Genomic DNA, 20,697 nt, shown 5'->3' on the forward strand with positions numbered 1-20,697 from the left:
TGCGTCTTTACTGCCCCGGCGCTTCGTCCACGTCCGCGCCCACGTTGATCGCGGCGTACGCCCGCTGCACGGCAATGGCTTCCTTGCTGTTCTTGCCGTACAGCTCGCCCGCCGCGTCGATCATCCTGGCGCGCGCATCCGCGTAATTGGTGCTCGACGTGAACTTGGTCGTGTTCGCCTTGAACCAGATCCGGTAGGCCTTGTCGAGCCCGATGCCCGTCATCGCGGCCGGCGTCTTGACGAGGTATTTGCTGTAATAATCGCCGGCCTTGTCCGCGCTGGAGCCCTGCGCGAGGAAGTAGAACATGCGGTTGTTCGGGCCGCTGCTGTAGTGCACGTCCAGGCGCTTGATCGAGCTGTTCCAGGCGTCCGGGCTGCTGCCGTCCTTGCTGGGGCGGTACATCCAGCGCAGCGGCGTGCCCGACTTGCTGATCTCCTTGCCCAGCACCCAGTCGTTGCCCGTGAGCGGGATGGTATCGCCCCTCCCGCCCCCGCGCGCATACGCTTCGACGGCCTCGCCGTTGATGTCCGACGACGATTCGTTCAGGCCGCCCGATTCGCCCGAATACGTCAGGTTCGACGTGGCGGCCGTCACGCCGTGGCCCATCTCGTGGCCGATGACGTCGATCGAGCCCAGGCTGTTGAAGCTGGCGCCGTCGCCGATGAACATGCAGCGGCACGTGTCGCTGTAATAGGCGTTGTCGTATGCCGTGTTGACGTGCGCCGCGATGTACGTGGCCGTGTTGTGCCCGTCCAGCGACAGCCAGTTGAACACGTTCTTCATCGTGTCGTAGGTGTTCATCAGGCCCCACATCGCGTTCACGGCGGCCGTCTGGCCGTTCGCGTTCGTCGTCGAGCCGCCGTTCACGTACTGCTTGCCGTCGCCCCACGTGTTCGTATCGTTGACGTAGACGCTGCCCGCGCTCGTGCCATGGTTCGCGTTCGTGATCGCCATCGCGCCGAACGTGCCGCCCGTGCCGCGGGTGTCGTCGATCATCCTGTACTTGCCCTCGGCGAGCGTCGTATTGATGGGCACGTCGCCGTTGTACTGGCTGTGGCCCACGCCGGTCACCGTCTGCAGCATGCTCCACCGGGCGAGGATGGCGCCGTCGCGCGCGCTCACGATGGTGTCGTGGTACACGGGCTTGTCGCCGACGACCATGCGCGTGTGCACGAGGTAGGCGAGTTCGTAGTGGTCGACGACTTCCTGCACGTCGAGCGCGTTGAGCTCCTGCTCCTGCTTGTCGCGCGCGTCGGGCACACGTTCCGTGCGCATCGCGGGCCAGATGATCAGCTCCGCGCTGGGCGGCGTCTCGTGGCGCGCCGAGGCGCCCAGCGAGGCCAGCGCCGCATCGATCGCGGCCTTCGACGAGATCGCGGGCACGACGCTGAAATCCGAACCCGGCCCGGCGGCGTCGGCCTTCACGAAGTTGGCGCGCTGCTCGGAATCCGATTCGGACAGGAGCTTGCCGTTGGCATCCAGCACGAGCACGGATTCGAAGCCGAAGATGCGCAGGTTCTTGTACGTGTGGGCCACGCGCGCGACCTGCGTGCCCTGCGTGCCGGGATGCCGCGCGACGATCGCATACCCGTAGCGCGCATCCTGCCCGCGCGCGGCGCGGCGCGCGTCCAGCTGGGCCAGCAGCGCCGCGTCCAGCTGCGGGGACGCGGCAACCGCCGGGCTCATCGTGCCGGGGCCGGCCGCGCCCGCAGGCACGACGACCGCCAGGGACAGGGCGCCGAACGACGCCAGCAACATCTTGCGCTTGTTCATGAGATTTCCTTTCATTGAGCGGGCACACCGATGCAGTGTGGCCGAGCTCGCTTAAAGGAATTTGCTCAAGCGCAAAGAGCCCCACGGCGCCTTGCGGCTGCCGTGAGGCGGATGAAAAGGTGCGGTTGACGGTGCGCCCAGGCGCACCGCACGGGACGCTCAGCGCTCGCGCCGGCGCATCAGGTACACGGCCGTGCCGACGACGGCACCGGCCAGTACTGCCTTCTTCACGAGGCCGGCCCGGTTGTGCTCCCACTCGGCCTTGATGCCCATTTCGCCCAGCACGTTCGGTACCTTGCCGTGGGCGAGGTCTTCGCCGATGCCCTCGACGACGTTCACGCGGTCCGCCGCGAGCAGCAGCAGCCAATGGCGCAGGTCGTTTTCCGACCATTTGAACGCGAGGCGGCGCATCATGCCGGACAGGCCTGTCGGCGGCTGCGCGGTGCCGAAGATCGGCGTGATGCCGGGCCGTTCGGTCGACACGAGGACCTCGACGTTTTCCGGCTGCTGCGGCAGCTTGCCGTCGTGCGCGTGGATGAAGCGCGGCGGCGTGCGTTCCATCGGCACGGCGGGGCGGTTCTTGCGGTCGAGGTCGGCGCCCCAGCCCTCGATGTGCGACAACTCCTCGCGGCCTGGACGGCGCGGGCCTTCGGCCATGTCGCCCTGAAGCGGATGCGCATGCACGTGGTCCACGTCGCTGTCATGATGGTGATGTTGGTGTTCCATGGCGTCTCCTCAATGCAGTGCGGTGGCGTTCACGGCCTGGACTTCGCGCGCCGACGGCGGGATCAGGACGGGCTTGATGCAGTTGTCGAGCTTGCTCGAGAAGATGTGGTACGCGTCCGCCACTTCTTCCAGCGGCACCCGGTGCGTGATGATTTCCTTCGGGTTTATGCGGCCTGCGCGGATGTGTTCGATCAGGCGCGGCAGGTGGCGCTTCACGCTCGCCTGGTTCGCGCGGATCGTCAGGCCCTTGTTCACCACGTTGCCGATGGGGACCGCGTTGAACGTCGGGCCGTACACGCCCACGATCGACACGTTACCGCCCTTGCGCACGCTGTTGATGGCCCAGTGCAGCACGGTCGAGGCGCCGGCCTGCATCTTCATCAGGCGGCCCGTCAGCGTCTGCGCGATGGAACCGGCCGCGTCGCCGCCCACGCAGTCGATGGTGACGTCCGCGCCCATCCAGTCGGTCATCTTCTTGATGTGCTCCGCCATGTCGTTCACTTCGCGGAAGTTCACGACCTCGCATTGGGCAAAGCGCTTGACGAATTCCAGGCGGTACTCGACCTCGTCCACGACGATCACCCTGCCCGCGCCCATCAGCCACGCGGCTTTCGCGGCGAAGATGCCGACGGGGCCGGCGCCGAAGACGACCACCGTGTCGCCTTCCTGGATGTCGCCCATCTCGGCGGCCTGGTAGCCCGTCGGGAGGGCGTCGGTCAGCAGCACGGCGTCGTCCAGGTGCAGGTCGTCGGGGATCGGGTACGGGCCCACGTCGGCCATCGGCACGCGCACGTACTCGGCCTGGCCGCCGTCGTAGCCGCCCGCCGTGTGCGAATAGCCGTAGATGCCGCCGACGGCCGTCGCTTCCGGATTCGTGTTGTGGCAATTGCCGAAGAGTTCGCGCTGGCAGAAGAAGCAGGAGCCGCAGAACAGGTTGAACGGCACCAATACCCGGTCGCCGGCCTTCAGCGTCTGCACGTCGCGGCCCACGTCCACGACTTCGCCGACGAATTCATGGCCGAACGTATGGCCCACGCGGGTGTCGGGCACCATGCCGTGGTAAAGGTGCAGGTCGGACCCGCAGATGCAGGAGCGCAGCACGCGCACGATGGCGTCGCCCGGATGTTCGATGACGGGATCGGGCTTGTAATCGGCGCGGACGCGATACGGTCCCCGGTAATTCATTGCCAGCATAATTCCTCCTCATTGGATGACGGCCCGCCGTAACGGACGAGCGCTTGACAACAAGGTATGTCAAAACGCTAAGGAAGGCGATAGGCGCACGGAAACGAACAGGGGTTTCGGAACGCTTTTTTCGAGGCTTCGTAGTGCTTTGTTTTTAAAAGGAAATTTATTGATTTTACGAACGAAAACGGCCGCACGCGGCGGCCGTTGTCCGGAGGCGGAGGCGGGTCAGAGCTGGCGCGCCTCGAACGTATTGCACTGCTCGACGGAGCCCGTCTCCAGGCCGCGCTTGAACCAGCGCACGCGCTGGGCCGACGTGCCGTGCGTGAACGAATCCGGCACGACCTCGCCGCGCGACTGGCGCTGCAGCGCGTCGTCGCCGATGGCGCTCGCCGCGTTCAGCGCGGATTCGACGTCGCCCTGTTCGATGATCTGCTTGGCCTGGTTCGTGTGGTAGGCCCACACGCCCGCGAAGCAGTCGGCCTGCAGTTCCAGCCGCACGGACGCCGCGTTGGCCTCCCGTTCCGACAGGTGCTGGCGCGCGCTGTCGACCTTGCCCGAGATGCCCAGCAGGTTCTGCACGTGGTGGCCGACCTCGTGCGCGATCACGTACGCCTGCGTGAATTCGCCGCCCACCTTGAAGCGTTGCTGCATCATGCGGAAGAACGTCAGGTCGATGTAGACCTTGCGGTCGGCCGGGCAATAGAACGGCCCGACGGCGGACTGGCCCGTGCCGCAACCGCCGGTCGCCGTGCGCCCCGAGTACAGCACGAGATGCGGCGGCGAATACGTCGCGCCGTTGGCGCGGAAGATCTGCGACCACGTGTCTTCGGTGTAGCCGAGCACGGTGCGCACGAACTGCGTCTCGCGGTCGTTGGCGGGCGGATGCGCCGGCGCCTGCTGGACCTGGGCCGGGGAGCCGCCCGACAGCAGGCTCAGGATCGTGGACGGCGACACGCCGAAGAACCACGAGCCGATCAGTGCCACGACGATCGTGCCGATGCCGACGGTCCCGCCGCCGATGCCGAATCCGCCGCCGCCCCCACCGCCGCGGCGGTCCTCGATGTTGTCGCTCTGCCTGTCGCCTTCCCAACGCATGATGTTCTCCTTGCTTGTTGTCGAGCCGGAGGACCGTCAGCGTTCCTTGGCACGCCTGATCTTCACCGACCCCATGTTTTCGCGCGCATCCTTGAGGCGGAACTCGTCGTCCACCGCCAGGCCGGCGCGCTCTTCGTCGTGCAGCAGGCGTTCGTGGCGTTCCCGTTGGACCTCACGCTCCAGTCGCTCGCGAATGGTTACGTCCGGCGTCGTCTTCATGGTCGTCCTCGTCTGTAGGGCCACGCTTCCTGCATCAGCCCGTCCATTGTGCATACGGCGCGCGGCCGCATCTGTTCGAACTTTCACATAAGCCGCATCATGCCATATGGCAGACCCGGAGTGCATGACGGCCTGTCCACGTCTCCGTGCGCTCCCGTACGGACGTGGGCACAGGCAACGCGCATGCTTGCGCGCATGTCCCCGACCGCCCCCACCTTCGCCCACCACGACGCGCTGGCCGCACTCGGCCGCAGTCTACAGGCCACCGGCTACCGTTTCGTGACCGTCACCCCCGCCACGCACCGCCGGGTTAACAATCGCCCGGAAAATGCCTGGGCCCACGACCTGCGCGGCGTGTTCGGCTGGAGCCGGCCATACCGCGCGGACGTGCTGCCCGAGCCCATGGCCGGCCAGCTGCGCGCGGCCGGCCTGGCGGTTGCGGAGGGCGCGGACGGCTGGCGTGCCGGCGTGCGCGCCTCGACCATCGGCGACCACCTGTACTTCCACTCGGCCTGGCCCACGCTTGATGAAGACGCCGTGTTCTTCGGTCCCGACACCTACCGCTACACGAGCGCCCTCAAGCGCGTCCTCGGTGCGCACGGGGGCTTGCGCCGCGCGGTGCGGCGCGCCGTCGACATCGGGGCCGGCGCCGGCCCGGGCGCGATCGAACTGGCGCTGCGCTGTCCCGACGCCACCGTCTACGCGGCCGACATCAACCCGGCCGCGCTGGCGCTCGCGGAGGTCAACGCGGGCCTGAACGGGGCGCACAACGTCGTGCCCTGCCACAGCGACCTGCTGGACGGCATCGACGGCGGCTTCGATCTCATCATGTCGAACCCGCCGTACATCCTCGATCCGGACGAGCTGACGTACCGCCACGGCGGCGGCACGCACGGCGCCGAACTGTCGATCCGCATCGTGCACGCGGCGCTGGACCGGCTGCATCCCGGCGGCAGCCTGCTGCTGTACACGGGCGTGGCCATCGTCGACGGCGCCGACCCGTTCCTCGCCGCCATCCGCGACCGCCTCGATGCCGACACGGACGGCTGGTCGTACGAGGAGCTCGATCCGGACGTCTTCGGCGGCCAGCTGGGCTGCGAAGGCTACGAACAGGTGGAGCGCATCGCGGCCGTGTGGCTGCACGCCGTCAAGCGCGGTTGACGCCGCACGTCACTCCCAGCCCGGCGTTCCGGTGACGAGGAGGCTCACCGGGTAGCCGCGTTGGCCGAGCGGCTGGCGCAATACGATCCGGCTCACGAATTTTTCGATCCCGATATCGTCGTCCCGCAGCCGTTCCATGAGCGCGTGAAAATGCCCCATCCCGGGCACCACGATTTTCAGCAGGTAGTCGTAACCGCCGCTGACGTTGTAGCATTCGACGATCTCCGGGTACCTGCCGGCCCCCGCCTCGAACCTGGCGAAGTCGCTCAGCCGGTGGTTGCCGATGGTGACCTCGCAAAACACGATGAGGTGATCGCCGAGCTTCTCCAGCGCGACATCGGCGCCGTAGCCGCGGATCACGCCGATTTCCTGGAGCCGCTTCGTACGCGCCAGGCACGGGCTCTCGCTGAGGCCGACGGCCGCGGCCAGGTCGACGTTCGAACAGCGTCCCGCACGCTGGAGGTGCACGAGAATCTTGATGTCGAACTGGTCGAGGGACACTGTGGAATGCATGACGGTCAGTTTCGTAGCGCGGATTGCGCCGTGCCCAGCGCCTCGTCGAGCACGTCGATTACCATGCCGGCCTGTTCCGCCGACAGTACGAGCGGTGGCCGGATCTTGAGCACATTGTGCCCCATTGCGCAGGCACTGAGCAAGACACCCTTGTCGCGCATCCGGTTGACGACCCGCGTGGTGAGCTCGCGGGCGGGCGCGCGCGATGCGCGGTCGGACACGAGTTCGACGCCGACGAACATGCCCGCGCCACGCACGTCGCCGATGGCCTCGTGGCGTTGCGCCAGCTCGGCGACGCCATCGCGCAGGATCTTGCCGACCCTGGCGGCGTGCCGTACGAGATCTTCGCGCTCGATCGTGTCCAGCACCGCCAGCGCCGCCGCGCACGAGACCGTATTGCCCCCGAACGTGTTGAAGTAGCGCGAGTTCTGTCCGAACTCCGCCAGCGCGTCGGCGGTCGCGAGCAGCCCCGCGACAGGTTGTCCGTTGCCCATCGGCTTGCCGAGCGTGACGATGTCGGGGATGACGCCGTGACGCTGGAAGCCCCACATATGTTCGCCCGTCCGGCCAAAACCGGGCTGGACCTCGTCCGCGATGAACAGGCCGCCGGCCCGCTTGATCGCGTCGACCGCGCCCTGCAGGAAGCCTGCCGGATCCGGAAGGATGCCGTCACTCGTGAACATGGAATCGACGACCAGCGCCGCCGGTTTGATGCCGTGGCGGCGCAGGTCGGCGATGGCCGCCTCGACGTCGCGGGTAAAGCGTTCGGCCAGGTCGGCGTCCCCGGCATGATACAGGCGCGGTGCCGGCACCAGACGGACATGCCCCCCCAGATCGACCGTCGTGCCGAGCGACGGCGAGAATTTCGACACGGTGTCGGTGAAGCCGTGATACGCCGTCTCCGTCACGATCACCCCCGTGCCGCCGGTACGGACCTGGGCGATGCGATAGGCGAGATCGTTCGCCTCGCTGCCGGTGCAGGTCAGCATGAGGTGCGCAAGCGCCGTCTCCGGAACGGTCGCGAGCAGGCGTTCGGCCAGTTCGAGGATCGTGTCGTGCAGGTAGCGGGTGTTCGTCGCCAGGGTGCGCGCCTGCGCGCAGATCGCCTCGGTCACCGCCGGGTGGCAATGCCCGAGCGAGGCGACGTTGTTGTACACGTCGAGATAGCGGCGGCCGTCCGGATCGATCAGCCACACGCCTTCGCCGCGCACGATGTGCAGCGGCCGTTCGTACATCAGCCGGTAGGCCGGGCCGAGCAGCGCATCGCGCCGTTCGATCATCGCCGCGGTGAGCGGTCCCACGTCGGCGCGGCCGGGGATGTAGGCGTTCACCATGTTGAGGTCAGTGGTGCTGTTCATTGGCGGTTCCTTTTCGTGCTTCGGTCAGTAATCGGTCGCGTGCCTCGTTGCGCGACATGTCGGCCATCTGGGCCAGCGCCTCCCATGCCGCCGGGTTGTGGCGCATGATGTAGGCGCGGTTCTCGGGGTAGCGCGCGGCGCGCCATTCGGAGATCAACACCGTGATGAGGTGGCGGGTCGCCATCAGGTCGGCCACGATCTCCTGCTCGACGGCGGCAAGCGGCAACGCCGCGTGATAGGCGCCGACGAACTGCGCCGGCCCCTCGAACGGATCGGGATTCCCCGTCATGTGGAAGGCCGCCGCCGTGGCAACCTCGCCGACCAGCGGCGCGTGCAGCATGTCGCCGAAGTCGATGATGCCCACGATGCGTTCGTGATCGCCGGGTGCGACCAGCACGTTGTACAAGTGATAGTCGTTGTGGATCACCTGCGCCCTGACCGAACCGAGACGCGGCAGGACATGGTCGATGAAGCGCCTCATGAATGCCCCGGCGAGTGCGCGGCGGGAGGCGTCCGTGATGCCGTCGAGCTTGTCGACCAGGCGGTGCGCCGCCGCCACGTTCCACAGCAGGTCGTGCGTCGCGGCGGGATGCGTGAAGCCCTGCAGCGCGTGGTCCAGCTGCGCGAGCAGCGTCCCCATCGCCCGGCGCTGCGCCGCAGTCCGGGGCGTTTCGCGGATCTGGATGCCGTCGAGATAACTCAGCATCCGCACGGTGCACCGGCGCCCGTCGGGCAAGACCGTCGCGGCGCGCGCCTGGCCGTCCAGCGTCCGCACGACGCGCGGCACCGGCAGCCGGGCCGACGCGCGGGCGATGTGCTCGAGCGCGGCGATCTGGAAATCGACGACCGGCACCGGCTCCGACGGATTGCCGATCTTGACGACGTAACGCGTGCCGTCGGCCGTCTCGATGCGGCAGTTCTGGTCGCGTTCGCCCGCCAGCGGCGTGACGGCGCCCTCGATACCATACAGACGGCGGACCAGGCGACCCACGTCGTCCGGCGGAAGGCTGGGCGCCGTCGTGCTCAACGCCGCTTCCGCATGCGGAGGGTTCCCGGCCATCATGCCACCCGTTTCGCCGCGCCGGCCTGGGGCAGGAGGTCGAGCCCCAGCAGGCCCGGAAGCTGGCGGATATCGGTCAGCCGGTCGACGCCGTAGCCGTCGCAGGCGGGTTCGTGGCCGCGATCGATGAACGCTTTCGCCATGAATCCCAGGTCGGCCGCCGTCATGAGGTCGTAGCGGAAGCTCGACGAGACGTGCATCATCTGGTCCGGCCCGCAGCCGAGTCGATCGAACATGTATTCGAATATCTGTGCCCGCGGCTTGTAGGCGCGCGCTTCCTCGGCCGTGTACACGGCATGGAACGGCGCCTCGAGATGGGCGACGCTATGCGGAATCAGGTCGACCATCGAGTTCGACAGGATCACGAGCGGGACGTGCGGCGCGATCGCCTGCAGCGTCTCGACGACATGCGGATGCGGTTGCCAGGTCGGCACGGCCGCGTACAACATGGCCGCGTCCGAGTCCCGGTATTCGACGCCGTGCGTCCTGCACGCCCGCTGCACCGAATTGGCGATTACGTCGAAGAACGGTTTCCACTCGCCCAATACTTCATCCAGGCGGTAGTAGCGAAAACTGTCCAGAAAGGCCGGCATCCGGCCGGGCGGAACCCGGTCTTCGAACAGCCGCCGTGCGGTGGGCCCCATGTCGAAGTCGATGAGCGTTCCGTAGCAATCGAAGCTGATGAATTTCGGCTTGTACTTCATTGGTTTGTCTCCTGCTGGTGGGTGACCGGTTGATGACAGTGGATGAGTACAAGTGTAGGGATGTCGCTGCCACGAAAATGCCGTATTGCCGCGCAGCTCGCGCAGTTTCCTTTTCATTCGGACGTCGTCCCGGAATTTTCTGTGGTCCGACTCAAATCGAGACGATCGGGCAACACGCTGCCGCATCCGGGCATGGCCGCACGCGCGCCGCGCCAGCCGTTCCGACCACGCTGTCCTATTTGCCCGTCGGCCTGTTCGGCGCCGTCATGGGCCTCACGGGCCTGGCCCTCGCCTGGCGTTTCGCGTACCAGGCGTTCGGCGTGCCGGCAGCGATCGGCCAGGCCATCGGCGCCCTCGCCATCGGCACCTTCGCGGTGCTGGCCATCGCCTACGGCATCAAGGCCGCCGCCGGATGGTCCACGGTACGTGCCGAGTTCTCCCATCCGGTCGGCGGCAATCTGTTCGGCAAGCCCCTCATCAGCCTCCTGCTGCTGCCGTTCCCGCTGGCCGACGTCAGCCTGGGCCTCGCCCGCCTCGCGTGGGTGCTGGGCGCCGTCGGGATGACCGTGTTCGCGTGGGCCATCGTCACCCGCTGGCTGTCCTTGCGCCATACGCCGGCCCAGGTGGCGCCGGCGTGGATCGTGCCGGTCGTCGGCATGCTCGACATCCCGCTGGCCGCGCCCGTGCTGCACTGGGACGGCCTGCATGGCGTGATGGTGTTCGGCCTCGCCGTCGGCCTGTTCTTCGCGCTGCCGCTGCTGGCGATGCTGCTGTCGCGCCTGATCACGGAAGACCCGCTGCCGCCCGCGCTGCAGCCGTCGCTGCTGATCCTGCTGGCGCCGTTCGCGGTGGGCTATTCGACGTACACGACGACGTTCGGCCGCGTCGACGCGTTCGCCCAGGGGCTCGTGATGGTCAATCTGTTCCTGCTGCCGGTGCTGTTGGCGCGCCTCGTGCACCTGCCGGCCTGCTCGCCGTTCCGCGTCGCGTGGTGGGCCGCCAGCTTCCCGCTCGCCGCGTCGGCCGTGACCGCGCTGCGCTACGCGGCGGTGGTACACAGCCCGGTGATGGATGGCATTGCACTGCTCATCCTCGGCATCGCGACGCTTGTCATCGCCGTGTTTGCGGTGCAGACGCTGGCCGGCATCGTGCGGGGCCGGTTCCGCGAACTGAGCTGATCAAATGGTCACAAGCCCGTTCTTCATCGCCATCGCCGCCGCATGCCCGCGCGTCGAGACGTTCAGCTTGGCCATGAAGTTGCGCACATGGACCTTGACCGTCCACGGGCTGATGCCGAGGATGGAGCCGATCGCCTCGTTGGTCTTGCCGACGCAGACCAGCTGCAGGACTTCGCGCTCGCGGGACGACAGCTCGACGTCCTGCGCGCGGACCTTGAGGCGGTAGTGCGTGCGCAGCGCCGCGTGCAGGTGCGGCACGATGAGCTGCAGCAGCCGCATCTTTTCTTCCCCGCCGTCCGGCACGCCCGCGAAGCAAAAGTAACTGGTCGCGCCGCCGTGCAGGTCCTTGACGCCGTGGGCCATCATGTTGCGCATGCCGTGCCGGCGGAACGACGCGAGCCACGCGGCATCCTCCGGCTCGGCGAATGCGGCGCGCGCGGCCTCGTCGAAATAGACGGGCGCGTCATCCATCAGCCAGCGGCGGATCACGGGACTCGCGATGCGGCCGCGCCCGTCGACGATGCCGTCGACGAACCCACTCGGAAAGCCGGCATCGACGACGTCCAGCACGGCCACCGGGGCGACCGTTGCGATGCCGCACACGAAGCGCTCGTGCGGCAATAGTTGTTGCAGCAGCGGATACACGTCGTCCATGAAGCCCCTGCGCGAGGCGATGCCCTGGCAGGCGGAGAACAGGGCGAGGATGCGATGTTCGATGGGTGAGTTCATGGCCGCAAGGATGCGCCATCGCGACCCGGCGCGCATGCCACACCCGTGGGGGGAAATCGGCATCAGCGCATGAGCGCCGCCAGCTTGTCCGTGCGCGCGGCCCAGTCGGCGGCGTCGGGCAGCGCCGGCTTGCGCTGCGTGATGGGCGGCCAGCGCCGCGCCAGGTCTCCGTTCAGCGCCAGCCAATGGAGCTGTTCCGGCGCCAGCCCGCTTTCCGCCACGATGGCCCCGACGGGACACTCCACTTTGCACAACCCGCAATCGACGCAGCGCTCCGGGTCGATGGCGAGGAAGTTCGCGCCCTCATGGAAGCAGTCCACCGGGCACACCTCGATGCAGTCCGTGTGCTTGCAGCCGATGCATGGTTCGGTCACGACATACGTCACGCTGCCTCCCGTTCACGCGGTGAGGCCGCCGTCGATGACGAACGTCTGGCCCGTGATGTAGGCGGCATCGGCCGAGGCGAGGTAGGTCGCGAGCGACGCCACTTCGCGCACGGTGCCGAAACGGCGCAGCGGGATGCCGGCGCCGAGGGATTTCAGCTTGGCGTCGGGGATCTCCGCCGTCATCTCGGTCGCGATGAAGCCGGGCGCGATGGCGTTCACGCGCACGTTGAAGCGGCCCAGTTCCAGCGCGAGCGAACGGGTCATGCCGATCATCGCGGCCTTCGTGGCCGAGTAATTCGTCTGCCCGACGTTGCCCTTGAAGCCGGACACGGACGACATCTGCAGGATCACGCCGTCGCCCTCTTCGACCATCGCGTGCGCGAAGGCACGGGTGACGTAGAACGAGGCGTTCAGGTTGGCGTTGACGACGTCCGTCCACTGTTCGCGGCTCATGCGCATCAGGACCGCGTCGCGCGTGATGCCGACGTTGTTGACGACGGCATGCGGCGCGCCCCGCTCCACGAGCAGCCCGCGCGCCAGCGCGTTGACGGCGTCCTCGTCCGCGCTGTCGCAGCAGTGACCCGCCGCGTGCGCGCCGGCGTCCGCCATCTCGCGCACGAGTTCCGCGGCCGCCTCGTGCGAGCGCTGGTAGGTGAACACGACGTCGTAGCCGGCCGCACAGAAGGCGGCGACGAGACCGCGGCCGATGCCGCGCGTGCCGCCCGTGACCAGTACCCACTGTTTTTTTACTGCGTACGAATCCATGAATGATAGTCCTTGCCTGAAGTTGAATGATCGAGAAAGTCGAGGATGGCGCCGCAGTACGCGCCCGGGAATGCCTTGCGCACTTCCAGGTGGCCGCAGTCCGGATACACGCGCACGCTGCCCGCGCCGCAGGCGTCGCGCAGCTGCGCCACCTCGGCTTGCGTGATGAACGGATCGTCCCCGCCGAACAGGAACAGGCGCGGCAAGTCGTGCGGCAGCGGCAGCGAGCGGAAGATGGGACGCGTGCCCGTCGCATCGGCCCAGCGGCTCGTGCTCATGCCCCTCAGTACGGCACCCGTCACGGCGCCCGTCACGCCGCCGCCGAAGAAGCGCGCGACCGTGGCCGGCACGCTGTCGCACAACAGCGATGCGAATGCCGTGCGGCCCGACGCGATGGCGTGCAGCGCGTGGAAGGCGCCAAACGACGCGCCCAGCACGTGCACGGACAGGCCCGGCCAGGCGTCGTGCGCCCATTCGCCCAGCGCGACGACGTCTTCCGCGAACGACACGCCGTCCACCGTGCTGCGGCCGAAGCCCTTGAAGTCGAAGCCGACGACGTGGTAGCCCGCGTCGGCCAGCCATTCGTGATAACCGTGGTTGAAGAACCAGTGCATGCCGTACTTGAGAAACGGGTGGCACAGCAGGACGACGCCGCGTGCCGGCACTCGCCGGCTGACATACACCGCGCCGGCCAGCCAGCTGCCGTCCGTGCTCGTGTGGACGAACGGTTCCAGGCCCACAAGCCCGTTGCTGCGCCAGCCGAACACCGGCCGGAACAAGGTGCGCATCAGGATGCCTCCCGCTAGGCTGCCCATTGCTTCGCCTTCATCTCGGCATACCCGAACGCCGCCTCGAAACTGGGGCCGGCGACCCAGGCGCTGAGAAAATGGACGCCCGCGACCGGGAACGCGTGGTGGAACACGTGGCCGGACAAGTCCGTCCCCACCATCGCGCCATACCCCGCGCCGTCCGTGTTGTTGGTAAACCGCTCGTACGTGCGCGGCGTCGACACTTCCGTGTACACGACGTGCCCGCGCAAGCCCGGCTTCGCTGCGTACAGCCGCTCGAGCAGCACGTTCAGCGCGCGCGCCTTTTTCAGCTTGTACGCGGGCGAGCGGCGCTCCGGCCAGTGCGCCATCGCATCCAGCACGTTGAGGCAGACGATGCGCCCGCAGTTCGGGTCGAGCGCGTGGTAGTTCGTGACCTCCATGACGCTGTCGCGCCAGTAGGCCCGCTCGCACGTGTCGTCGCTTGCGCAGGCTGCGCGGGCGGCGCGGCCCGCGTCGGCGCCGCAGGCGAAGATCATCGTCTCCGTGCTGGCGAGGCCCAGGTCTGCCGGCGCCGCGTCCGTCGTCAGGTACACGGTCGTCGTCGAGCGCGACGGCTTCAGGTTGTCCAGCTTGCGCCATACGGGGGCCAAGGCCGGCTGGTCGTCGAACAGCGTGCGCAGCGCGTAGTGCGGCGCGGCGTTCAGGTAGACACGGTCCGCGTAAAAATCGCCTTTCGCTGTCGTCACGCCGCGCACCTTGCCGGCGTCGTCGCCGATGATCTTCCTGACAGCGGTCCCCAGCAGCACCTGGCCGCCGGCCGCGACGATGCGGCCCGCGAGCACGTCCGACAGGCGCTGCGACGCCCCTTCGACATACGCATTGCCCTGCGTGAGCGTCGCGTACACGACGTGCAGGAAGTACAGGTAGCCCAGGTCTTCCGCGAAGCCGCCCACGTAGATGCCGGTGGCGGCGAGGATTTCGCGCAGCCACGGGTCGGTGATGCGTTCCGCCAGCGCATCGGCCACCGTCACGTGCTTCAAATGCTTGTGGGCGTAGCGCAGCTGCGCGAAGTCCGGCTCGAAGGTCCCGTCCATCATCTGGAACTGGTGGTAGCCGTTGCGGCCGTGGACGGCCACCTCGTCGAAGAAGCGGTCCAGGCCCGCGCGCTCGTGCGGGAAGCGGTCCCGCAACGCCTGGCGGAAAGCGTCGACGCCGTTGCCGAAGCGGATGGACCCGCCGGGCAGGCAGGCCTCGAAATAATCCGCCGGCACCTTCAGGCGCAATTCCCCGTCGAGCCCGAGGTCGGCGAAGATCCGGCGCAGGTTGCCGCCCTCCCCCATGCCGCTCAGCTTGTGCAGGCTGCAGTCGAAGGCGGCGCCCGCCTTCGGGCGCCGGAACACGGTCGCATACCCGCCCGGCACGCCGTGCTTGTCGATGACGAGGATGCGCGCGCCGGGATGCCGCTTCACCACCTGCGCGCCGAACGCGAGGCTGGTGATGCCGGCGCCGACGCAGATCGCGTCCCAACGGCTGCCGGCGTCCATCACGAGACTCCCACCTTGCGCAGCCAGGCATACAGCGGCGCGAAGCGCTTTTCGTTGAGCCCCAGGCTCCGTTCCGAGTAGCGCACGGCGTCGATCGCGGCCTGGTCGCCGCAGGCGATCGGAAACGCGAACGACGTGTGGCGCGCGATTTCCGGGTTGTACGTGAACTGGGGGACGAGGCGCGCCATCAGGCCGCGCATCATCTGGCGCATCTGCGTCGCCTGGTCGTCCGGCGCATGCTCGAAGAACGATTCGCCGACCCAGCGCCCGAACGCGATGTGGCGCGCCTCCTCCACGTGGTGCTGGTAGAACATCTCGCGCGTCAGCGGCTCGACGACGTCGTCCTGCGACACGAACAGCGCCGACAGCTCGGCCACCCATTCGAGCAGCAGGGTCGCGATGATGCCGGCCACCGGATGCATCTTCGGCAGCTGCACCGTCAGCATCTCGTGCAGGCCGTCCGGTGGGCCGAACAGCGGCAGCCGCGCCACCTTCATATAGCGCCGGAACATCAGCGTGTGCATGATTTCCTCTTTCGAGAAGATCATCAGGTATTCGCGCACGTCCGGCGCCAGCGCATCCGCGTGGGCGTTCAGGTAGCCCATGTACAGCGGCGGCAGCGTCTGTTCGAGCAGGATGAACATCGACACGTCGCGCGCGTTTTCCAGCCACAGCACCTCGTGGCGCTGCGCGTCCGTCAGCGCGTCGAACCACGGCGTGCCGTAGATCCAGCAGTGCTCCATCTTCTTGGGCACACCCTGGCGATCGACACCCATCCGCCACGGCACGACCTGGTTCAGGTCCATGGGCGCGGCATGCGATTTTTCGATCAGGGTTTCCACGCCGAGCCGGCCGCGCGGGCTGAGCGGGATGATGGGCGGTTGGCCGGTCATCACGCCACCGCCGCCTGCACCTGGTTCGCCTCGATGTACGCAGTCAGGTCGCCCAGGTTCTTCAACTGGCCCGATGCGAACAGGTCCGGCGTGATCTCGACCTTGAACTTTTTCTTGATGCGCAGCTGGATTTCCACGTAGTCCAGGCTGTCCAGTTCCAGTTTCTCGAACGTCAGCGCCGGGACGAGCGCCGTTTCATCGACGTCCTTCAGTTCCACGATCGCATCCTGCAGGAATTCGGCTACCTTCATTTGTTACCTCCGTTGATTGATCAGTTTGAGAGTTCGGTGTCGAACCTGGCGACCAGGCCGACTTCCACCAGCATGACGAGACGGCCCGCACACAGGACCGGCAGCGCGACGACGCCGCCGATCTGATTGCCGCTGGCGAGCAATTCGGGCGTGAGCAGGGCATGAGTCAGGTTGTCCCACTGGTCCGCAGCGCGGGGCGCGTCGAAGAACGCCGCGTCGAACGTGACCGTGTGGCTCGATTGCACGACGACGCGCGACGCCGGCGCGCCGCCGGACAGGCGCATCATGTGGGCATGCGCCAGGCGTTCGAGGACGTGCAGCCGCGCGCGCATGAATTCGGAAAACACGACCGCATCCAGTGCGATCCAGCGCTCGCGCACGTGCGGGTACGTCGCGAAGAACCGGTCGATCTGGGCGCGTTCCAGCGGCTTGCCGCGCGGCGTATCGCCCTGCAGCTGCCCCGCCGGATCGCCCACGCGGCCATAGGTGCCGCGGAAGTGTTCGAGCTTGCCGGCCGTGTCGAGCAGCCGGAACGCGATGCCGCCGGCCGCCGGCTTCGTCGTGAAGACGACGTCGCGGTCGTGCGCGATGGGGTTGCGCAGCAGGGTGCGGAACTTCATCCAGCCGTCCGGCGCGACGGCCTGCGCCGCGGCTACCTTCATCGGCATCATCGCGAGCATGCCGTGGACGATCAGCGCATCGAGGCCCGCCGCGCGGGCGTGCGCGAGGTCGAAGTGGATCGGATTGCGGTCGCTGGAAAACCGCGCCCACTGCTCCACCGCGGGCATGTCGAACGACAAGGCCAGCGGCGCCGGCACGGCGGCCAGGCGTTGTGCGGTCTGCATCGCGATCTCCTTACGCACGCTCGACGACGAGGGCGCTGTTGGCGCCGCCGAAGCCGAAGCTGACGTTGAGGGCCGCATCCATGCGTTCCACCTGCCGGTGCTCGTTCGGCGTGTAGTCGAGGTCGCACGCCGGATCCGCTTCGTCCATGTGGATCGTGGCGGGGATGATGCCCGTCTCGAGCGTCTTCAGGCAGAAGATCGTCTCCAGCGAACCGGCCGCGCCGATCAGGTGGCCCGTGTACGACTTGGTGCTCGACATCGGGATGCCGGGCGCGCCGTCGCCGAACGCCGACTTGATCGTGTTCGTCTCGTTGACGTCGTTGATCGGCGTGGACGTGCCGTGCAGGTTGATGTAGCCGATGCGCTGCGGTGCCTGGCCGACGGCCTGCACGATCGCCATGTGGCGCGCGCGCAGGTCGTCGGCGGGGGCCGTCATGTCGTACGCGTCCGAGTAATTGCCGTAGCCCGTGATCTCGCCGAGGATCGTTGCGCCGCGCGCCAGCGCGTGCTCGCGCTCTTCCAGGCACAGCACGGCCGCGCCTTCGGCCAGCACGAAGCCGCTGCGGCGCGCGCTGAACGGGCAGCAGGCGCGGCGCACGTCGTGCTGTTCCTTGCTCAGGGCCTGGATGACGTCGATCGACCACACGTTGAACGTCTCCTTCAGCGATTCGCTGCCGCCGGCCAGCATCACCTTCGCGCGGCCGGACTTGATGACTTCATACGCGTCGCCGATGGCGATGGTGCCCGTCGCGCAGGCGGCGACCGGCGTGTTCTGGTAGCCGCGCAGGTTCCAGTTCAGCGCGACGGCGGCCGTGCCGATGCTGTGCATGGACATCAGGGTGGCGAACGACGACGACAGGCCGCTCTCGCGGTAATCGTTGTTGTTGTCGTTGACCGAGTCAGTGCCGCCCCAGCCCGTGCCGATGATGGCGCCGATGTCGAACGGGGACTTCATGAACTGGTGGATGTCGTCGGCGCTGCCGAAGGCCATCTGCAGGGCTTCGCGCGAGGCGACCAGGGCGTTCTTCGCGAACGTCGGCAGCATTTTCAGCACGGCTTTCGGGAAGCCGGCGTAGCGCTGGCGCCGGTCTTCCATGAAGCTGAAGAAGCGGGCGTTGATTTTCGAGTCGGGGAATCCGGTCAGTTGGTAACCGGCGCGGTAATTCATGATCGCGTTCCAGATTTCCGGGACGTTTTCTCCTAATGCGGAGACGGCTCCGTAGCCGGTGACGACGACGCGGGTGGCGGGCATTGACTTCTCCAATCGATTTAAAAAGGTTAAATTTCGATGGGGGAAGTGTTACGCGGATGGGGTGGGCGGACAATACTCCGATCGGGTTATTCGGGGGGTGTCCCTCCCTGCGAGGGGGGAGTTTTCTGGCTTTGCAGCGCGCGCCCGCGGCGCGCGGGGCCGTCCGCCTTGCGGATGGCAGATGGGCGATTCGGAGAGGGCTGGCCTTGCAAGGCCAGCCCTCTCCGAATCCCACACGCAGGGCGCGCAGGCGCCCTGCTCCTCTCCGCCAAAACAAAAAAGGCCCCGAGGGGCCTTGTTTGTTCTGGCGGAGAGGGTGGGATTCGAACCCACGGTACGGTCACCCGTACGCCTGATTTCGAGTCAGGTACATTCGACCACTCTGCCACCTCTCCTGGTAACCGGTCGCTTGTTTCGCGTGAGGCCGCATTATAGATGGTGACCCAGCGCAATGCAAGTGGACCCGGGTTTATTGAAATGGCTGCGGCGGGGCGAAGAACATCTTGCCCACTTTCGCCATGCCGGCGTTCAGTTCGATCCTGTCGATGCTCGCCGTCGCATCGATGGTCCATTCGCGGAACGCCGGACCGGACCACGGGAAGGACGCCAGGCCGGCGCGGATCGCATCGTGCGTCACGCCGGCCTCGAGCCGCCGTTGCCAGCCGGCTGCCCATGCCGCCGTGTACGGGTCGCGCCGGTTGCCCGCCATCGAACGCAGCAGGTTCCCGGCCCGGATGCCGTCGCCGCGCCAGGCGTAGACGAGCGCCGCGGTACGGCCGAGGCCGCCGACGTCGCGGCTGCCGCGCCAGGCCGTCAGGACGTCGTCGATGGCGTCCTGGCCGGGCTCGCCGCCGGCCAGGAGGTCGACGCACAGCTTGCCGAGTGCGGCGCCCGGCAAGGCGGGGGCGAGTTCGACCGCGCGCGCGAAACGCTGGCGCGCCTCGGCCAGCCTGGTGGCCTTGTCGGCGCCGCCGCCTTCGGCAAGGCGCAGGTGGGCCAGGCCCGCCAGGAAATGGAGTTCGGCGTCGGCGCCGTCCTTGCGCAGCGCCGCGTCGAGGTACGGCAGCGCGTCGGCGCTGCGGCCCGCGTAGATCAGCGCGCGGGCCACCGTGCGCTGCACCAGCACGCTCACGGATAGTCCCGGAGGCGGCGCGGCGTCGAGCACCCGCCTGATCGTCGCTTGCCGGGTGGCGTCGGACGGGCACGATTTCAGCGAAGCCTCGGCCAGCAGGAAGTCGTCCGACGCTTCCGGCAGCACGTCCAAGTTGACAATGGCGCGCGGCAGCTCCGGCCGGTCAACCTGCAGCACCTGCAGGCCTTTCAGGCGGTAGCGCCACATCGCCGTCGACAGGTCGTCCACGCGGATGCCGAAGGTCCGCTCGAACGCCTGCACGGACGGCACGCCGTCATGGAAAGCCTTCAGGTAGGCGCCCAGGCGGCGCCGGTTGTCCTCCGACGACAGCGCATAGTGGACGACCAGCCAGGAACGCGCCGCGTACTCGACCTGCTGGCGCAGCTTGCCCTCCCCGCCCAACCCGCCGTCCTCGTTCTGCTCCAGCACGTCGCGGTAGTACAGCGCGTAGGTGCCCATTTCGCTGTCCAGCAGGCGGAAGTAGCGGCCGAGGATCGTGGGCCAGCGGCCAACCGACATGCGGTTGTCCGTGAAGCGTACGGTGGAAAAATAATGCGCGAAGCCGTCGATGAACCAGGTCGGGGCGCGCAGGTCGGTGTGGCGGTACAGGAAATGCCGCGCATACGCCTCGAACAGGAAGGACAGGCTGACGTTCAACGGATACCTTGCCAGCTTGCTGTTGTCGAGCGCGTCGATGGTCTCGAGTTGCGCGCCGAAACCCGCCACGCCGTCCGTGCAACTGCTGTAGACGCCGACGGTTTCCCGCGTCGGCGCATCGAGCCCGGCGCCCACGCGGGCCAGGTCGTCGAAGCGCGCCGTGTAATAGAACGTGATCTTGCTTTCCGGCCCGCTGGTTCTCGTATAGCCCTGCGTGTAGATGCGCAGCAGGTCGTCCAGCCGCTCCAGGTTGTCCAGCAGGCGCTGCGCCTCATCCTGGCTGGTGTCGGAGTACAGGATCACGTGCTGGCTCTCGGCGCGGAACCATTTCGACGGGTTCCGCTGGGACGTGACGGTGATGCTCTGGATCCCGTCCAAAGAGGGTTTGGAGACGGCCCCGGCCTGCCCGGCACCGGCGTTCAGAGTGAAGAGGAGGCCGGCAGCAGCCAGCGCGACGGCGCGGATCGACATGGGTGTCCTTTCTCGCGTGAGCCATG

21 protein-coding genes and 1 tRNA gene are annotated in these 20,697 nt (G+C 67.5%); 2 read left to right on the forward strand and 20 right to left on the reverse strand.

Annotated elements, in window-relative coordinates; genetic code table 11:
• Positions 1-7 precede the first annotated feature (7 nt).
• The 5 genes from ACEN9G_RS02480 to ACEN9G_RS02500 form a co-directional block, all read right to left on the reverse strand.
• The gene (locus tag ACEN9G_RS02480) at positions 8-1,774 is read right to left on the reverse strand and encodes a M4 family metallopeptidase (protein ID WP_483127649.1); all 1,767 of its coding nucleotides are present in this window, start codon (positions 1,772-1,774) and stop codon (positions 8-10) included.
• 159 nt (positions 1,775-1,933) lie between these two features.
• A complete protein-coding gene (locus ACEN9G_RS02485) occupies positions 1,934-2,500 on the reverse strand; it encodes a hypothetical protein (RefSeq protein ID WP_413344465.1) in 567 nt (188 codons plus the stop codon).
• Positions 2,501-2,509: 9 nt separating this feature from the next.
• The gene (locus tag ACEN9G_RS02490; RefSeq protein ID WP_413344467.1) at positions 2,510-3,694 is read right to left on the reverse strand and encodes a zinc-dependent alcohol dehydrogenase; all 1,185 of its coding nucleotides are present in this window, start codon (positions 3,692-3,694) and stop codon (positions 2,510-2,512) included.
• A 219-nt stretch (positions 3,695-3,913) separates the two neighbouring features.
• On the reverse strand, positions 3,914-4,783 hold the full coding sequence (ypfJ, locus tag ACEN9G_RS02495) for a KPN_02809 family neutral zinc metallopeptidase (RefSeq protein ID WP_413344469.1): 870 nt from the start codon (positions 4,781-4,783) through the stop codon (positions 3,914-3,916).
• 36 nt (positions 4,784-4,819) lie between these two features.
• Positions 4,820-5,002, reverse strand: coding sequence for a hypothetical protein (locus tag ACEN9G_RS02500; protein WP_413344471.1), 183 nt, complete (start codon positions 5,000-5,002; stop codon positions 4,820-4,822).
• A gap of 195 nt (positions 5,003-5,197) precedes the next feature.
• On the opposite strand from ACEN9G_RS02500, the gene ACEN9G_RS02505 reads away from it, so the two are divergent.
• Positions 5,198-6,163 carry a methyltransferase gene (locus tag ACEN9G_RS02505; protein WP_483127650.1) on the forward strand — a complete coding sequence of 322 codons (966 nt, stop codon included), beginning with the start codon at positions 5,198-5,200 and terminating at the stop codon, positions 6,161-6,163.
• Between the two features lie 9 nt (positions 6,164-6,172).
• Here the strand turns inward: ACEN9G_RS02505 and ACEN9G_RS02510 are convergent, their stop codons facing one another.
• From ACEN9G_RS02510 to ACEN9G_RS02525, 4 genes are read right to left on the reverse strand one after another with little or no spacing between them, the layout of a single operon-like run.
• Positions 6,173-6,676, reverse strand: a complete 504-nt coding sequence (locus ACEN9G_RS02510; RefSeq protein WP_483127651.1) for an Lrp/AsnC family transcriptional regulator — start codon at positions 6,674-6,676, stop codon at positions 6,173-6,175.
• Between the two features lie 5 nt (positions 6,677-6,681).
• A complete protein-coding gene (locus ACEN9G_RS02515) occupies positions 6,682-8,034 on the reverse strand; it encodes an aspartate aminotransferase family protein (protein WP_413340007.1) in 1,353 nt (450 codons plus the stop codon).
• On the reverse strand, positions 8,018-9,097 hold the full coding sequence (locus ACEN9G_RS02520) for a phosphotransferase (protein WP_483127652.1): 1,080 nt from the start codon (positions 9,095-9,097) through the stop codon (positions 8,018-8,020). The genes ACEN9G_RS02515 and ACEN9G_RS02520 overlap by 17 nt, the downstream gene beginning before the upstream one ends.
• Complete coding sequence (locus ACEN9G_RS02525; RefSeq protein ID WP_413340010.1) at positions 9,094-9,798, reverse strand: haloacid dehalogenase type II; 705 nt, start codon at positions 9,796-9,798, stop codon at positions 9,094-9,096. Before ACEN9G_RS02525 ends, ACEN9G_RS02520 begins: the two co-directional genes overlap by 4 nt.
• A 239-nt stretch (positions 9,799-10,037) precedes the next feature.
• Between ACEN9G_RS02525 and ACEN9G_RS02530 the strand changes: the two genes are divergently transcribed.
• Positions 10,038-10,976, forward strand: coding sequence for an SLAC1 anion channel family protein (locus tag ACEN9G_RS02530; RefSeq protein WP_413340012.1), 939 nt, complete (start codon positions 10,038-10,040; stop codon positions 10,974-10,976).
• Here the strand turns inward: ACEN9G_RS02530 and ACEN9G_RS02535 are convergent, their stop codons facing one another.
• The 11 genes from ACEN9G_RS02535 to ACEN9G_RS02585 form a co-directional block, all read right to left on the reverse strand.
• Entirely contained in the window at positions 10,977-11,705 is a 729-nt protein-coding gene (locus ACEN9G_RS02535) for a helix-turn-helix transcriptional regulator (RefSeq protein ID WP_413340014.1), read from the reverse strand.
• A gap of 62 nt (positions 11,706-11,767) precedes the next feature.
• Positions 11,768-12,091, reverse strand: coding sequence for a ferredoxin FdxA (fdxA, locus tag ACEN9G_RS02540; protein WP_413340015.1), 324 nt, complete (start codon positions 12,089-12,091; stop codon positions 11,768-11,770).
• 12 nt (positions 12,092-12,103) lie between these two features.
• Entirely contained in the window at positions 12,104-12,856 is a 753-nt protein-coding gene (fabG, locus tag ACEN9G_RS02545) for a 3-oxoacyl-ACP reductase FabG (RefSeq protein ID WP_413340017.1), read from the reverse strand.
• Positions 12,838-13,671: an alpha/beta hydrolase gene (locus ACEN9G_RS02550; protein WP_413340019.1), complete on the reverse strand. Its 834-nt coding sequence runs from the start codon at positions 13,669-13,671 to the stop codon at positions 12,838-12,840. Before ACEN9G_RS02550 ends, fabG begins: the two co-directional genes overlap by 19 nt.
• Entirely contained in the window at positions 13,659-15,170 is a 1,512-nt protein-coding gene (locus tag ACEN9G_RS02555) for a phytoene desaturase family protein (protein ID WP_413340021.1), read from the reverse strand. Before ACEN9G_RS02555 ends, ACEN9G_RS02550 begins: the two co-directional genes overlap by 13 nt.
• On the reverse strand, positions 15,170-16,063 hold the full coding sequence (locus ACEN9G_RS02560; protein ID WP_413340029.1) for a diiron oxygenase: 894 nt from the start codon (positions 16,061-16,063) through the stop codon (positions 15,170-15,172). The genes ACEN9G_RS02555 and ACEN9G_RS02560 overlap by 1 nt, the downstream gene beginning before the upstream one ends.
• Positions 16,063-16,314, reverse strand: a complete 252-nt coding sequence (locus ACEN9G_RS02565; protein ID WP_413340023.1) for an acyl carrier protein — start codon at positions 16,312-16,314, stop codon at positions 16,063-16,065. Before ACEN9G_RS02565 ends, ACEN9G_RS02560 begins: the two co-directional genes overlap by 1 nt.
• 20 nt (positions 16,315-16,334) lie before the next feature.
• Positions 16,335-17,159 carry a MaoC/PaaZ C-terminal domain-containing protein gene (locus tag ACEN9G_RS02570; RefSeq protein ID WP_413340025.1) on the reverse strand — a complete coding sequence of 275 codons (825 nt, stop codon included), beginning with the start codon at positions 17,157-17,159 and terminating at the stop codon, positions 16,335-16,337.
• Between the two features lie 10 nt (positions 17,160-17,169).
• Complete coding sequence (locus tag ACEN9G_RS02575; RefSeq protein ID WP_413340027.1) at positions 17,170-18,411, reverse strand: beta-ketoacyl-[acyl-carrier-protein] synthase family protein; 1,242 nt, start codon at positions 18,409-18,411, stop codon at positions 17,170-17,172.
• A 305-nt stretch (positions 18,412-18,716) separates the two neighbouring features.
• A tRNA-Ser gene (locus tag ACEN9G_RS02580) sits at positions 18,717-18,806 on the reverse strand.
• Positions 18,807-18,880: 74 nt separating this feature from the next.
• Positions 18,881-20,671, reverse strand: coding sequence for a tetratricopeptide repeat protein (locus ACEN9G_RS02585; RefSeq protein WP_483127653.1), 1,791 nt, complete (start codon positions 20,669-20,671; stop codon positions 18,881-18,883).
• Positions 20,672-20,697 lie beyond the last annotated feature (26 nt).

This window comes from Massilia sp. Masssp94, assembly GCF_059491305.1.